This is a genomic window from Nocardia sp. NPDC003979 (assembly GCF_053605015.1).
This window is the reverse complement of record NZ_JBSGIJ010000011.1, coordinates 141,853-155,553: the sequence shown is the minus strand read 5'-3', so window position 1 is coordinate 155,553 and position 13,701 is coordinate 141,853. Positions and strand designations below refer to the sequence as shown.

Genomic DNA, 13,701 nt, shown 5'->3' with positions numbered 1-13,701 from the left:
GTTGTTCACTATGGCCCGAACTCTCCTGGTTACCAACGATTTCCCACCTCGGCCGGGTGGAATCCAGTCCTATCTGCAGGCACTGACCCAGCAGCTGCCCCCGGAGGACCTCGTCGTCTACGCCCCCCGCTGGCGCGGTGACAGTCACGAGAAGTTCGACGCCACCCAGAAGTTCCGCGTGGTCCGCCACCCGACCACACTCATGCTTCCCACCCCAGCCGTGATCAAGCGAGCAAGTGCGCTGTTGCGCGAAAACGATTGCGACACAGTCTGGTTCGGTGCCGCCGCGCCACTGGCCGCGATGGCGCCCGCACTGCGTCGAGCGGGCGCCGAACGCATCCTGGCCAGCACCCACGGCCACGAGGTCGGCTGGTCGATGCTGCCCGGTTCGCGCCAGGTGTTGCGCACGATCGGCGAGAACACCGATGTGGTCACCTACGTCAGCAAGTACACCCGAGGCCGGTTCGCCTCGGCGTTCGGTCCGCGCGCGGCGCTGGAACATCTACCCCCGGGTGTCGACCCCTCCGAATTCCGCCCCGACCCGGGCGCCCGCGCCGAGCTGCGCGCCCGCTACGGCCTCGGCGACCGGCCGACCGTTCTGTGCCTGTCGCGACTGGTGCCACGCAAGGGCCAGGACATGCTCATCGTCGCGATGAACGAGATCAGGGAACGGGTCGACGGCGCGGTACTGGTCATCGCGGGCGGCGGACCGTACGAGAACCGGTTGCGCGGCCTGGCCGAGGCCCTCGACCTCGGTGACAGCGTGGTGTTCACCGGCCGCGTCCCCTCCGGTGAGCTCGCCGCCCACCACACCATCGCCGATGTGTTCGCCATGCCGTGCCGCACCCGTGGCGCCGGGCTGGACGTGGAGGGCCTCGGCATCGTGTTCCTCGAGGCATCCGCGACCGGGGTGCCGGTGGTGGCAGGCGATTCCGGCGGGGCGCCGGAGACGGTGCGCGAGGGCGAGACCGGTCTGGTGGTGCACGGTCGTTCGCTGCCGCAGATCAGCGATGCCATCGTCGAGCTGCTCACCGACCGCGACAACGCCGCGCGCATGGGTGCCGCGGGCCGCGAGTGGGTGCAGCGGAACTGGCATTGGGATCGCCAGGGAGCCCGGCTGCGGCAACTGCTCGGATGACACCCCGGACTGTCGCGGTGGCGCGTCCATTACTCTCAGCGAGGTGAGCAGTATCCAGGTCGCCGATCAGACCTTTCTCGCCGCGCCGCCCGCCGCGATCGCCGAGGTGCTCGGCGCACCGAACAATTGGCGCCGCTGGTGGCCCGACCTGCACCTCGACGTGCGGGAGGACCGGGGCGACAAGGGCATCCGCTGGACGGTCGCGGGCCCGCTGACCGGCACCATGGAGGTGTGGCTCGAGGCCGTCGCCGACGGCGCGATCCTGCACTACTTCCTGCACGCCGAGCCCACCGCGAGCAAGCCGCTCACACCGCGGGCGCTGGCCGCCGCCAACCGCGCGCGGCGGGTCGCGGGCAAGGACATGTCGTTCGAACTGAAGGCACGGCTGGAAGCGGGCCGCCCCGCGGGCGTCGCACCCGCCTCGGCGCTGTAACGAAAGGAATCCATGGCCCCCGACCGGACCAAGAGATCGATCGTCATCGAGGCGCCGTCGCAGCAGGTGATGGCCGTTATCGCCGATCTGGAGTCCTACCCGGAATGGGTGGCCGCGGCGAAATCGGTCGAGGTGCTCGGCACCGACGCGGCGGGCCGGGCCGCGACCGCGCGCTTCGTGCTCGACGCGGGCGTCGTCAAGGACGCCTACACCCTCAGCTACACCTGGCGACCCGACGGCAAGGCGGTGAGCTGGCACCTGCTCGAGGGGGACCTGCAGAAAGCCCAGGACGGCAGCTACGAACTGCTCGACCGTCCCGACGGCAGCACCGAGGTGACCTACGAGCTCACCGTCGACTTGAACATCCCGATGATCGGCATGTTCAAGCGCAAGGCCGAGAAGGTGATCACCGATACGGCGCTGAACGAACTGAAGAAGCGGGTCGAGGGCTGAGCGCCCCGGGCATCACCCGCGTCGAACTGTTCGTCGGCAAGGGCGGGGTCGGGAAGACGACGCTGGCCTGCGCGACGGGCATGTCCTACGCGCGCGCCGGCGAGCGGGTGCTCATCGCCTCGCTCGACCAGGCGCATTCCCTCGGCGACGCGCTGGGTTTCCGTTTCCCGCACGACCCGGGCACGGTGGCCGGGGTGGCGCGGGTGGCGCCGGGTCTCGAGGTGATCGAGATCGATTCCCTCGCCCTGCTCGAGGACCGGTTCCGCGATGTGGTGCGGATGCTGGACAAGGGCAGCGGCCACGATCACGGCATCGACCTGGCCGCACTCGATCCCGCCGAGCTCACCGGGCTGCCCGGGGTGCAGGAACTGCTGATGCTGGTGGAGATCGGGCAGTTCGCCGAGGAGAACGACTGGGACGTCATCGTGGTCGACTGTCCGCCCTCGGCCGACATGCTGCGGATCGTCACCGCCCCCGACACCTTGCTCAGCTACCTGGAACGGCTCTGGCCCAAGCACGCTCGCACGATGAGCGCGATCGGCACCGACCTGCGCAAAGCGGTACTCGCCGCGGCCGTGGAGCGGGTGGTGAACGCGGTGACCCAGGTGCGTGACCTGCTCGCCGACCGCGCCCGCACCAGTGCCCGCCTGGTCACCGGACCGGAGCAGGTCGCGGTGGCCGAGGCGCGACGGGTGCGGTCAGCCGCGGCACTGCTCGGCTTGCGGTTGGACGCGGTGGTGGTGAACAAGGTGCTCGCACCCGTACCGCCGCCCGGTGAGAACGCGCACCCGGCGGTGCACTGGTATCTGAATCGGCGCGCCGAACAGCTCGAGGTGGTCGCGCGGTTGCACGAGCAGCTCACCGATGTCCCGATCGTCGTCGCCAAGCACGCCGGGGCCGAACCGGTGGGGCTGAGCGCGCTGTCCGCGTTCTCCTATTCGGTCGACACGCTGCCCCGCCCGTCGCTCGGGGCTGCGGAATCGGGGGAACCGATGGTTCGATGGGAGTCGGGCTCCGGCGTCGACTCCGTGTACGCGATGCGGATGCGGCTGCCGGTGGTCGATCCCGGCACCTTGCGGCTGGGCCGAGTGGAGGACGATCTGATCGTGGGAGCTGACGGGGTGCGCACCAGGGTGCGCCTCGCGCCGGTGCTTCGCCGCTGCACGGTGGCGGGCGCCGAGCTCGACGACGGTCATCTCGTTGTCCGGTTCCGGCCCGACCCGCAGGTGTGGCCCGCCGATCCGAACTACACGAAGGCCAGGCGCACATGAGCAGTGACAGGCAGTCCGACCGCAACCACGACGGTTTCGCCGAGTTCGCCGAGGAACTGCGCCTGCTCGCCGAGGTGCTGCTCGCGCGCGTCGAACCGGTGCTGCGCCGCACCGCCGCCGACGGCGCGGCCGACCTCGGCGGCTGCGCCTGGTGCCCGGTGTGCGCGGCCGCGGCCCTGGTCCGCGGCGACCATCACGACGTCGTCGCCGCCCTCGCCGAACACGGCACCTCGATGGTGACGGTCCTGCGCGAAGCCCTCGCCGGCGTCCCCGTGGAGCCGGTCCTGCCCCCGGAATGGGCCGATCACGCCGCGGGCCACCCCGGGCACGCGCGCGAGAATGCCGCGGGGGCACAGCGATACCAGCCGACCGACGAAGCGTCCGTGGCGCATCCGACGAGCGGTGCCGGTGCCACGCACGGCGATCAGCGGAACCCGCACGCGCCGAGCGGCCCGCGTGGCCATCGACCCGCCTCGCCGCGGTCGGACGGGTCCGCTACGCCCAAGGATTCCCCTCGGGCCACCGGTCTCGGTGAACAGCCGACCCCCCGCCCACGCCGGGTCGACGAATTCAGCGCACGCACGCCGCACATCACCCCGGAACCGCCGGACGAAACCGCGTCGGGCACAGGGCAGTTCACCGCAGGTGCCGGCACACGTCCGGCCCACGGCGAGGAGCGGCCCGCGGGCGCCCGCGCGCCGCGCTCGCGTTATGTCGATATTCCGGTCACGATCCGGGGATGAGCCAGGCGAGTACCCACCCACTGACCGTCGGAGTCGACGTGGGCGGCACGAATATCCGCGCCTCCGTCGTCGACGCCGACGGTGAGGTGCTCGACACCGTGCAGGCGCCGACACCGCATTCGGCCCGCGCGCTCGAGGCCGCCATCGACCGATCCGTGCGTGAACTGGCCCGCAGGCATCCCATCGCGGCGGTGGGGCTCGCGGTGGCCGGGTTCATCTCCGCCGACCGCACCATCGTCCGGTTCGCCCCGCACCTGCCCTGGCAGGACGCGCCGGTGGCTCAGCGGCTCACCACCCGGCTGGAACTGCCGGTGATCCTCGAGCACGACGCCAACGCGGCGGGCTGGGCCGAGTACCGCTTCGGCGCGGCGGCAGGCGGGCACACCGTCGTCCTCGTGGCGATCGGCACCGGCATCGGCGCGGCCCTGCTCATCGACGGCAGGCTCTACCGCGGCAGCCACGGCGTCGCACCCGAACTCGGCCACCTGCAGGTGGTCCCGGACGGCCGCGCCTGCGCGTGCGGCAAGCGCGGCTGCTGGGAGCGCTATTGCAGCGGAACCGCGCTGGCCGACACCGCGATCGAAATGCTCGCCACCGACCCCGTGCGCTCGGTGCTCGCGCGCGATGTGATCCGCGATCCCGGTTCGCTCACCGGCCGACGGGTGGCCGGTGCCGCCCAGGACGGTGACCCGCTCGCGGTGCGGGTGATGTCGGACTTCGCGCGCTGGCTCGGCCTCGGCCTCGCCTTCGTCAGCGACATCTTCGACCCCGATCTCGTGGTGATCGCCGGTGGGGTGAGCAGTTCGGCGCCGCTGTTCCTCGACGAGGCCCGCGAGCACTACGCGAGTGCGGTCACCGGCTCGGGTCATCGCCCCCTCGTGCGGTTGCGCACGACCCAGCTCGGCGAGGCGGCGGGCATGATCGGCGCCGCCGAATTGGCCCGGGCGGCGATTGGAACGCCGCTAGCGGGTACTACCGGGAGATGAGGGTCACACCCATGCCCGTCGGCTACCGTCCTGGTTGGTTGTGACCTGCGACCAGCGGTAAAGTCGTTTTCCGACGAGGCTGCACACGACCATCCCGGTCCCCGGGGAAAGGACGCCATGTTCTACTGGCTGCTCAAGTTCGTACTCGTGGGACCGTTCATGCACCTGTACAACCGACCCGTTGTGGAAGGTGTGGAGAACATCCCGACCGACGGGCCGGCCATCATGGCGGGTAACCACCTCTCCTTCGCCGACTGGTTGTTCGCGCCGCTGCTGAGCCCGCGCCGCATCAACTACCTGGCCAAGGCGGAGTACTTCACCACCCCCGGTTTCAAGGGCCGTCTGCAGAAGTTCTTCTTCTCGGGCACCGGCCAGTACCCGATCGACCGCAGCGGCGCCACCGCCGCCGAGGACGCGCTCAACGCGGCCAAGAAGCTGCTCGACGAAGGCCGCCTGGTCGGCCTGTACCCGGAGGGCACCCGCTCCCCCGACGGTCGCCTCTACAAGGGCAAGACCGGCATGGCCCGCCTCGCGCTCGAGACCGGTGTCCCGGTGATCCCGGTCGCGGTGATCGGCACCGACAAGGTGTCCCCGCCCGGACCGTTCAAATGGCGCCGTCACCGGGTGACGCTGAAGTTCGGTGCGCCGCTGGACTTCTCGCGGTACGAGGGTATGAGCGGCAACCGTTTCGTGGAGCGCGCCGTCACCGACGAGGTGATGTACGAGCTGATGCGCCTGACCGGTCAGGAATACGTCGACGTGTACGCCCACAGCCTCAAGAAGGGTGTGAAGCCCACCGATCACCAGATCGAGGCCACCCGCATTCCCGACCGCGCCGCCAGCTGACGCCGATCCCCCTGTGCCGCAGGCCGGCTCGGCACCGCCGCGCCTGATAAGCATCTCGTAAGGGCCGTCGGCCAGACTGGTCACATGTTCAAGCAAATGCTGGCCGCGGCCGGTGTCGGCGGCGCCGAGGTCGACACCGAATTGTTCACTCCCGGTGTGCAACCGGGTGGTCTCGTCGAGGGTGTCATCCGGTTGCGGGGCGGGCGTGTCGATCAGGCGGTCGGGCAGGTGGCCGTCGAGTTCATCACCCGCGTCGAGCGCGAATACTCCGACGGTGAGGAGCGCGTCGCCGATCAGGCGTTCGGCCGCGTCGCTGTCACCGGGCCGTTCACGCTCGGTGCAGGCCGGATCGCCGAATTCCGTTTCGCCGCACCTGTTCCGCTGGAAACCCCGATCACCTTCTTCGACGGCCACCACCTGCCCGGCGCGGCGGTGGCCCTGCGCACCGTGGTCGATCTGCACGGCGCGGTCGATTCCACCGACACCGATCCGATCGGTATCGGCGCGCTGCCCGCTCAGCACGTGGTGCTCGACGCGGTGCGGCGCATGGGTTTTCCGCTGCTGCGCACCGACGTGGAGGCGGGCCGGATCAACCGCACACCGCAGCGGCTGCCGTTCTACCAGGAACTCGAATTCGGCCGCTCCCCGCATTTTCCCCGGGTGAACCAACTCGAGGTCACCTTCATCGCGACCGAAACGGGCATGGCTGTGGTCCTCGAGGCCGACATCCAGGGCGGCCTGTTGCGCGGCACCCGCGACGGAATCGGGATGTTCTGGGTCGACTACGCCCAACTGGCCCACCGGGATTGGACCCAGGAGATTCACGGCAGCCTGCACCGGCTCGGCGCCCTCGGCTAAGCCGCTTCGCGATATTCGGCTCAGCTCCGCCTGCGGTCCGGGCGGCAGAGCCCAGCCCCGCCGCCCGGTTCGGCAGAGCCCGGCCCTGCCGCTCGATTCGGCAGAGCCCGGCCCCACCGCCCGGTTCGGCTGAGCCTGGCCCTGCCGCTCGATTCGGCAGAGCCCGGCCCCGCCGCCCGGTTCGGCAGAGCCCGGCTCGCCGTTCAGGTTCGGCAGCATCCACAGCCTGCAGCGTGATCGGCTGAGCCCGTGGGCACCCGGTAGCGGATCACGCAGGCGCGTCTCTGCTCGGGCCGTCGCCTGTTCGACAGGTCCTGATGTGCGGACGCCACCACGACCGGTTGGTAACGTGTGCCGCACACGCGGGCCGAGGATGTGGGTAGCGTGGCCGTCGACGGGGAGGGCGAGGTGGACATGGCCGCAGATGAATTCGACGCGGGTCGTGTCGTGCGTTTTCCCCGCCGCAAGCCCGACGGGGCACCGCCCACCGGCCGGGTCGCCCGGGGCACCAGGCTGGCAGCGGTGCCCGTCGCCTATCTGGGCAGACGCGTAGCGGGGATCGGCCGACGGGCGGCCGGACGCGACGCGGCCACTGTGGAACGCGAGATCCGCCACCGCACCGCCGAACACCTCTTCCAGGTGCTCGGCGAACTCAAAGGCTGCGTCGCCAAACTCGGCCAGCTGCTCGGCCTGCTCGAACTCGGGCTCGCCCCCGACCTCGCCGAACCGTACAGCCGCGCCCTTGCGCGCCTGCACGACTCGGCCCCTGCCATGCTGCCCGCCGCCGTCCACACCGAACTCGCCACCCATCTGGGCCCCCGCTGGCGTTCGCTGTTCCTCGAGTTCGACGACCGCGCTGCGGCGGCCGCGTCGGTGGGTCAGGTGCACCGGGCCCGCTGGCACGACGGCACACCGGTGGCGGTGAAAGTCATGTACCCCGGTGCGCGGCAAGCGGTGCTGGCGGACCTGAGCGTCCTGCGCCGCGCCACTCCGCTGTTCACCGCCTTGCTGCCAGGTGCCGAGACGCGTCCGGTGATCGAGGCGCTGTGCGAGGAGATCGGCGCCGAACTCGACTACGCCCGCGAAGCCGCCAACCTCGAGCACTTCCGCACCGCCCTGCGCCACGACCCGGATGTGGTGGTCGGCCGGGTGATCGCGCAGCGCGGTGACGTGCTGGTCACCGAGTGGCTCGACGGAATCCCGCTGTCGCGCTTGATCGCTCGTGCCGAACCGGCCGAGCTCGACCGGCTGGGCGTCCTCATCCTGCGCTTCCTGTTCTCCGCGCCGGCGCGCGCCTCCCTCATCTACGGCGACCCGCACCCCGGCAACTTCCTGCGCATGCCCGACGGGCGGCTCGGGGTGGTCGACTTCGGTGCGTGCACGCCCTGGACGCCCGCGTTCCTCACCGTCGCCGGTGACGTGGGCGCCGCCGTCGTCGCCGAATCCGTGGCCGACCTCGAAGCCGCGCTGCGCCGCCACGGTTATGTCGCCCCCGGCGGCGATCTCGACATCGCCACCGTCGCCGAGCGTCTGCGTCCCGTGCGTGAAGCACTGATGTCGCCGACCTACCCGCTGTCGGCGGACTGGTTGCGCGAGCAGGTCCGCCTGGCCACCGACCTGAGCCTGTCGAACATCCTGCGCCAGCTCACCATGCCACCCGCCGATACTCCCCTGCTGCGTTCGTTCCTCGGCGGCGTCGCCATCCTGTGCCAACTCCAGACGGCAGTCCCGCTCCGCGCCGAATGCACCCGCTGGTATCCCGAAACCGCTGCCGCCGTGGGTCTTTGATCGCTGATCAGTTCCTTTCGCCCAGGTGGACGTGAGTCTTTCCGTCCGGCAGCGTTCACCGGCTGTTGCCGTACACACGACCGCCCGTTCGACTCGTCCGGGCACGGTGCAGGACATGGTCGACTTCGCGATGTCCCGGCGCACGCTGCTGCGCGCCTCCGCTCTCGGTCTGCTCACCGGCCCCGCGCTGGCCGCCTGTGGTGACGGCCCCGGATTGGTACGGGCCAGGCCGACCCTCACCCACGGCATCGCGGTCGGCGACCCGCGCAGCGACGGCGCGCTGATCTGGGCCCGCTCGGATCGCCCCGCCACGCTGGTCGTCGAAACGGCGGCCACCGAGAAGTTCAGCGACGTACGACGTTTCACCGGCCCGCTGCTCACTCCCGCCTCCGACGGCACCGGCCGCGTGCGGGTGAACGGCCTGCCCGCCGGCCAACTCGTGCACTATCGGGTACGGCTCGAAGGCGAGGACGGCGCCGCCTCGGAAACGCTGAGCGGCGTGTTCCGCACCGCCCCGACCGCGCCCGCCGACATCTCGCTGGTGTGGTCCGGCGACGTGGCGGGCCAGGGTTTCGGTATCAACCCCGACGTCGGCGGCATGAAGGTCTTCGCGACCATGGCCGCTCGCGACCCGCACCTGTTCCTGCATTCCGGTGACGTCATCTACGCCGACAACGCGCTGAAGGAATCGGTGACGCTGCCCGACGGCCGGGTGTGGCGCAATATCACCGCCGACGCCAAGAACCAGCCCGCCGAGACCCTCGACCAGTTCCGCGGCAACTACGCCTACAACCTCACCGACGAGAACTACCGCCGCTTCAACGCCTCGGTCGCCCAGATCGTGCAGTGGGACGACCACGAGACCACCAACAACTGGTCGCCCGGCGGCACGGTCGCCGCCGACAAGGGCTACACCGAGCGCAACATGGACACCCTCGCCACCCGATCCTGGCAGGCGTTCCACGAGTGGATGCCGCTCGAACCCCGCGAGGCCGTCGACGGACGGCTCTATCGCAAGATCTCCTACGGCCCGCTGCTCGACGTGTTCGTCCTCGACATGCGCGCCTACAAAGACGCCAACACCGCCAACACCGGACCCCAGGGCCAGGTGCTCGGTGCGGCCCAGACGGCATGGCTCATCGATGGTTTGAAGCAGTCCACGGCGACCTGGAAGATCGTCGCCGCCGATCTGCCGATCGGCGTGGTGGTCCCCGACGGCAAGACCGCGTTCGAAGGCGTCGCCAATGCCGCGCCGGGCGCGCCGTCGGGCCGCGAATCGGAGATCGCCCGGGTGCTGTCGGCGATCAAGGCGAACAAGGTGCGCGACGTCGTCTGGCTCACCGCCGACGTGCACTACACCGCCGCGCACCATTATTCGCCCGCGCGCGCGAACTTCACCGATTTCGACGAGTTCTGGGAGTTCGTCTCCGGGCCGCTCAACGCGGGCGCCTTCGGTCCCAACCCGCTCGATCCGACTTTCGGACCCGAGGCCGTTTTCGTGCACGCGCCCCCGGCGCCGAACACCTCGCCGCTCGATCTCGAGTACCAGCATTTCGGCGAGGTCCGCATCGACGGCGGCACCGGGGAATTGACGGTCGATCTGTGTGACGCGACCGGAAAAGTCCTGTTCAGCAAGCAACTTCCGCCCTCGCGGAAATAGGTGGGAACTACCCGTCGCCAGAATCGCCGCGCTGTGGTTAGCTATGCGGTCATGGGCACGCCGCATACCGTCACCTCCGAAGAATATCTCCCCACCGACACTGCGGATGTCGTTCGCACCGTGCGTGATTCGCGTGATCGAGCCGAACGTCTGACGGTACGTGGCGGCGAACCGACCGAAGAGTCCTCGTTCGGGCTGGCCGATCAGCGCGGCGTGCTGTCGTTGCGCAGGATGAACTCGGTCCTCGACATCAATCTGGGCCGTCGCACGGTGCGGGTGCAGGCCGGCGCGAAGCTGTCGGAGATCGACCGGCGCCTCGGCGCGCACGGCCTCGGCCTGCCCGTGGTCGGCGACCACCGCGACATCACCGCGGGCGGTTTCGCCTCCGTCGGTGGTGTGAGCACCGCCTCGCACCGCTACGGCATGTTCATCGATCAGATCGTCGACCTCGAGTACGTCGACCCCGACGGCCGGATCGGCACCTGCGGGCGTGGCCACCACACCGAACGGTTCCAGCGCATCCTCGGCGCGGGCGGGCGCGCGGGCATCATCACCGCCCTCACCCTCGATGTGGTCGAGGTCGACAAGGACCACACCTGGCTCACCACCGACGCCGACCGCTTCCTCGACTTCGATTCCTTCGTCGAGCACGCGACCGCCGAGATCACCAACCCCGGCAGCGCGGCTTTGCAGGTGGGACGCTGGGTCGACACCGCGCCGCTGAAGGTCACCCGCCCGGTCGGCACCGGACAGGTCACCCTCGGCGCCGTCCGGTTCGGCCAGTGGTCGAGCCTGTACCCCACCGCTCCCACCCGTGGTCTGCGGGCGCGGCGCGAGGTCGGCACCCGCACCCGTAAGTCGTTGGGCGCCATCGCCTCGGCGGCGGGCGGACGCGCCGGTATGCCGGTGCGCAACGCGGCGGCGGGCGCGCTGATGTTCGCGCCGAAGGTGCTCACCATGCGTGATGCCGAGTACCTGGCCGACACCGTCATCAACTCCTCCGAGCGCGGCCCCGCCTACCGTGTGGGCGTGTTCGCACCGCTGGCCAACTACGGTTCGGTGTTCTACGGCCTGCACGACCTGTTCTCCGAGCACCGCGAACGCTCCGGTTGCTTCACCGTCATCTCCGCGATGACCTACGGTGTGCGCTCGCCGTACCTGCGGGCCGAGGCCGCCGCCCGCGGCCTCACCCCCGCCGACTACGGCCTCATCACCTTCACCTGCCGGCTGCGTCCGTCGGCCCTGCCCTCGGAGCAGCTGCGGGAGATCGTCGCGGGTATCGACGACATCTGCCGTTCGGAGCAGGCGCTGCGCTACAGCGTCTGACATCTGCACGCATTCCCGCATCAGAACGCGGTTCTGGTGGTGTGCGCGAAAGGTTGGCGCGCACACCTGGCGGTGAGTGTGTCGGCGCGGCGCGCGGTGCGGTACGCGGCGGGTGCCACGCCGTATTCGGCCCGGAATGCGCGGGAGAGCTGGTCGGCCGTGCGGAATCCGCAGGTCTCGGCGATCTCGCGGATACTGCGTGAACTTTCGCTGAGCGCGGTCGCTGCGGCGACCAGTCTGCGGGCGCGGATGAGTCCGGCGACGGACAGGCCTTGCAGCTCGAAGGCGCGGAACAGTGTCCGTCTGCTCACGTGCAGTCGTCGCGCCACCGCGTCGGGGTTCATGGCCGGGTCGGTGAAACCGCGGTCGATGACGTCGATCGCGCGGCGGCGCAGCATGTCCTCGGTGGATATCTCGATCGCGGCCCCGGCCAGGTCGCGTTCCAGCAGCGCGACCACGGCCGACCGGAAGACGATCTCGTCGATCCGGGCGGCGATGCCGAGATGCGCGGGACTCGTTGCGCCACAGGCGAGGTCGCGCGCGAACAGAAGTGCCGACATCGCGGCGCCGGACAGTGCCCACACCTGACCGCCCGCCGCGGCGGGTTCCAGACCCCAGGCAGTCAGCGCACCCATCGACACGTACAGGTGCAGCACGTCGACGGCGCGCGCCTCACCTCGCGACAGCACCGACCGGAACGGCGAGTCGAGGCAGACCGCGAACGCCTGCCCCGACGCCGCGACGGAGCGGGTGCCCCCTTGTTCGAGGGCGACCCGGCCATCGATCACCAAGCTCAACTGCAGGTACTGGCCGTAATGATCACGGGCGGCGCCGCCGTCGCGCTCGGCGGTGATACCCGAGGTGCGCAGCCGGGCGACCAGCACCGAGCCCGTGCTCAGGGTCCAGAGGGTGGCGGCGAAGTCCTCGTCGGCGCGCACCCGGCACCCGAAGGCCAGACGGTTCAGGTCCCGCGGCCCGCGCAAGGCGATCCCCCCGCCGCCGCCTCGGCCTGCCGTGTCGAGCAGGCACGCGAATTCACGATGCGGAGGTTCGCCCATCAATTGCCCTGAATCAGACAAACCAGACGGAAAAGGCTCCGCATCACCGGTTCGGCCGGACGGATGGCCCGCCCGGCGTCCACCGGGTGCGTCTCGCCCACCGTGTTGCCGCTCATCGGTTTCGCGCACACCCGCATAGATCCGCATACCCCACCTCCGCGCCTGTCCCCGATAGCTCGACCGTGCCGACAACTCCCAAGCTGCGAAAACACAAGAATAACAGGGGAACTCGTCTCTGCCGGACCGCTTTCCGCGCATTCGGACCGCAAGCGGCCGAGCCCAATTTTCCGTGCCATCTTCACCAGAAAACCGTGCCAAACCCGATCGCCCGGCAGCGCCGTCGCGAGTTCGGCAACCCCGCTGCGGCCTGGCGATTAGGTGTCACGAGCACGTCGCGACCGGCATTCGATGCGTTAACTGGACCATTGCACCGACTGATCGCCGCGGTCTAACTTCGAGATCTCCCGCATCCCTTGCGATTTCGCCGCGGGATTCCACAGTTCGTGTCCCTCCCTTACTGACGAGGTGGTGTCAGCAATGACTTCAGTGGTATCCGACATGCTCGACCGCAAGTTCGACGTGTGCTTCGGGCACGGCGACCAGAACGGCGACGGGGTGATGGAACGGGCGGACGTGATCGCCCTGGCGGCTCGCATCATCGCCTACCTCGACGCGCCGTTCGACTCCCCCAAGGCCCAGGCGCTGCTGGTCGCCTTCCAGAACTTCTGGGAGAACGTGTCGACCGAGTTCGATACCAACGGCGACGGCCTGATCAGCAAGACCGAATGGCGCGAAGGCCTGCGCAAGTTCGCCGCCAGTGGCGACATGTACCGCGAAGGCTTCCGTCCGCTCGCCGAGGCCCTGTTCGCGCTGTGCGACGCCGACGGCAACGGCAAGGTCTCCCCCGAGGAGTTCTTCCAGTACCAGCGTGCCTTCGGCACCTCGCCCGAGAACAGCCGTCTGGCTTTCGAGCGGCTCGACCGCGACGGCAGCGGCTCGCTGTCGGTCGAGGAACTGCTCGATGCCTGGCACGAGTACTACACCAGCTCCGATCCGCAGGCGCCCGGCAACTGGCTCTACGGCGACATCGGCCCGCTGGCCTGATCGTCGGCGGCACAGGCTCTTTCGCGCCGGCCGGGAC

The 13,701-nt window shown here is 69.8% G+C and carries 13 protein-coding genes; 12 read left to right on the top strand and 1 reads right to left on the bottom strand.

All coding sequences use genetic code 11. The features are described from left to right. Positions 1-10: 10 nt before the first annotated feature. The 11 genes from ACWEVR_RS22785 to ACWEVR_RS22735 all read left to right on the top strand — a co-directional run bounded on the left by ACWEVR_RS22785 (position 11) and on the right by ACWEVR_RS22735 (position 11,502). A complete protein-coding gene (locus tag ACWEVR_RS22785) occupies positions 11-1,138 on the top strand; it encodes a glycosyltransferase (RefSeq protein WP_439266206.1) in 1,128 nt (375 codons plus the stop codon). Between the two features lie 43 nt (positions 1,139-1,181). After that, positions 1,182-1,571, top strand: coding sequence for a polyketide cyclase / dehydrase and lipid transport (locus tag ACWEVR_RS22780; protein ID WP_067642979.1), 390 nt, complete (start codon positions 1,182-1,184; stop codon positions 1,569-1,571). A gap of 12 nt (positions 1,572-1,583) precedes the next feature. After that, the gene (locus tag ACWEVR_RS22775) at positions 1,584-2,024 is read left to right on the top strand and encodes an SRPBCC family protein (protein ID WP_452468634.1); all 441 of its coding nucleotides are present in this window, start codon (positions 1,584-1,586) and stop codon (positions 2,022-2,024) included. Next, positions 2,021-3,295, top strand: a complete 1,275-nt coding sequence (locus ACWEVR_RS22770; RefSeq protein ID WP_452468683.1) for an ArsA family ATPase — start codon at positions 2,021-2,023, stop codon at positions 3,293-3,295. Before ACWEVR_RS22775 ends, ACWEVR_RS22770 begins: the two co-directional genes overlap by 4 nt. Beyond that, positions 3,292-4,038 carry a hypothetical protein gene (locus ACWEVR_RS22765; protein ID WP_452468633.1) on the top strand — a complete coding sequence of 249 codons (747 nt, stop codon included), beginning with the start codon at positions 3,292-3,294 and terminating at the stop codon, positions 4,036-4,038. The genes ACWEVR_RS22770 and ACWEVR_RS22765 overlap by 4 nt, the downstream gene beginning before the upstream one ends. Beyond that, entirely contained in the window at positions 4,035-5,024 is a 990-nt protein-coding gene (locus ACWEVR_RS22760; protein ID WP_452468632.1) for an ROK family protein, read from the top strand. The genes ACWEVR_RS22765 and ACWEVR_RS22760 overlap by 4 nt, the downstream gene beginning before the upstream one ends. A 117-nt stretch (positions 5,025-5,141) precedes the next feature. After that, a complete protein-coding gene (locus ACWEVR_RS22755) occupies positions 5,142-5,870 on the top strand; it encodes a lysophospholipid acyltransferase family protein (protein ID WP_067495956.1) in 729 nt (242 codons plus the stop codon). Positions 5,871-5,954: 84 nt separating this feature from the next. Continuing rightward, the gene (locus ACWEVR_RS22750) at positions 5,955-6,728 is read left to right on the top strand and encodes a sporulation protein (protein WP_452468631.1); all 774 of its coding nucleotides are present in this window, start codon (positions 5,955-5,957) and stop codon (positions 6,726-6,728) included. 384 nt (positions 6,729-7,112) lie between these two features. Then, positions 7,113-8,516: an ABC1 kinase family protein gene (locus ACWEVR_RS22745; protein ID WP_452468630.1), complete on the top strand. Its 1,404-nt coding sequence runs from the start codon at positions 7,113-7,115 to the stop codon at positions 8,514-8,516. 115 nt (positions 8,517-8,631) lie between these two features. Continuing rightward, the gene (locus ACWEVR_RS22740; protein ID WP_452468629.1) at positions 8,632-10,176 is read left to right on the top strand and encodes an alkaline phosphatase D family protein; all 1,545 of its coding nucleotides are present in this window, start codon (positions 8,632-8,634) and stop codon (positions 10,174-10,176) included. A 51-nt stretch (positions 10,177-10,227) separates the two neighbouring features. Beyond that, entirely contained in the window at positions 10,228-11,502 is a 1,275-nt protein-coding gene (locus ACWEVR_RS22735; protein ID WP_452468628.1) for an FAD-binding oxidoreductase, read from the top strand. A gap of 20 nt (positions 11,503-11,522) precedes the next feature. On the opposite strand, the gene ACWEVR_RS22730 is transcribed toward ACWEVR_RS22735, so the two are convergent. After that, on the bottom strand, positions 11,523-12,560 hold the full coding sequence (locus ACWEVR_RS22730) for a helix-turn-helix transcriptional regulator (RefSeq protein WP_452468627.1): 1,038 nt from the start codon (positions 12,558-12,560) through the stop codon (positions 11,523-11,525). Between the two features lie 537 nt (positions 12,561-13,097). Between ACWEVR_RS22730 and ACWEVR_RS22725 the strand changes: the two genes are divergently transcribed. Next, entirely contained in the window at positions 13,098-13,664 is a 567-nt protein-coding gene (locus ACWEVR_RS22725) for an EF-hand domain-containing protein (protein WP_084457476.1), read from the top strand. Positions 13,665-13,701 lie beyond the last annotated feature (37 nt).

What these genes read in the sequence shown, in the direction of transcription:
- ACWEVR_RS22755 (WP_067495956.1), top strand. Translation starts at nt 5,142, where the DNA reads ATGTTCTACTGGCTGCTCAAGTTCGTACTCGTGGGACCGTTCATGCAC.
- ACWEVR_RS22740 (WP_452468629.1), top strand. Translation starts at nt 8,632, where the DNA reads ATGGTCGACTTCGCGATGTCCCGGCGCACGCTGCTGCGCGCCTCCGCT.
- ACWEVR_RS22730 (WP_452468627.1), bottom strand. Translation starts at nt 12,560, where the DNA reads ATGGGCGAACCTCCGCATCGTGAATTCGCGTGCCTGCTCGACACGGCA.
- ACWEVR_RS22725 (WP_084457476.1), top strand. Translation starts at nt 13,098, where the DNA reads ATGACTTCAGTGGTATCCGACATGCTCGACCGCAAGTTCGACGTGTGC.
- ACWEVR_RS22765 (WP_452468633.1), top strand. Translation starts at nt 3,292, where the DNA reads ATGAGCAGTGACAGGCAGTCCGACCGCAACCACGACGGTTTCGCCGAG.
- ACWEVR_RS22775 (WP_452468634.1), top strand. Translation starts at nt 1,584, where the DNA reads ATGGCCCCCGACCGGACCAAGAGATCGATCGTCATCGAGGCGCCGTCG.
- ACWEVR_RS22785 (WP_439266206.1), top strand. Translation starts at nt 11, where the DNA reads ATGGCCCGAACTCTCCTGGTTACCAACGATTTCCCACCTCGGCCGGGT.
- ACWEVR_RS22750 (WP_452468631.1), top strand. Translation starts at nt 5,955, where the DNA reads ATGTTCAAGCAAATGCTGGCCGCGGCCGGTGTCGGCGGCGCCGAGGTC.
- ACWEVR_RS22735 (WP_452468628.1), top strand. Translation starts at nt 10,228, where the DNA reads ATGGGCACGCCGCATACCGTCACCTCCGAAGAATATCTCCCCACCGAC.
- ACWEVR_RS22760 (WP_452468632.1), top strand. Translation starts at nt 4,035, where the DNA reads ATGAGCCAGGCGAGTACCCACCCACTGACCGTCGGAGTCGACGTGGGC.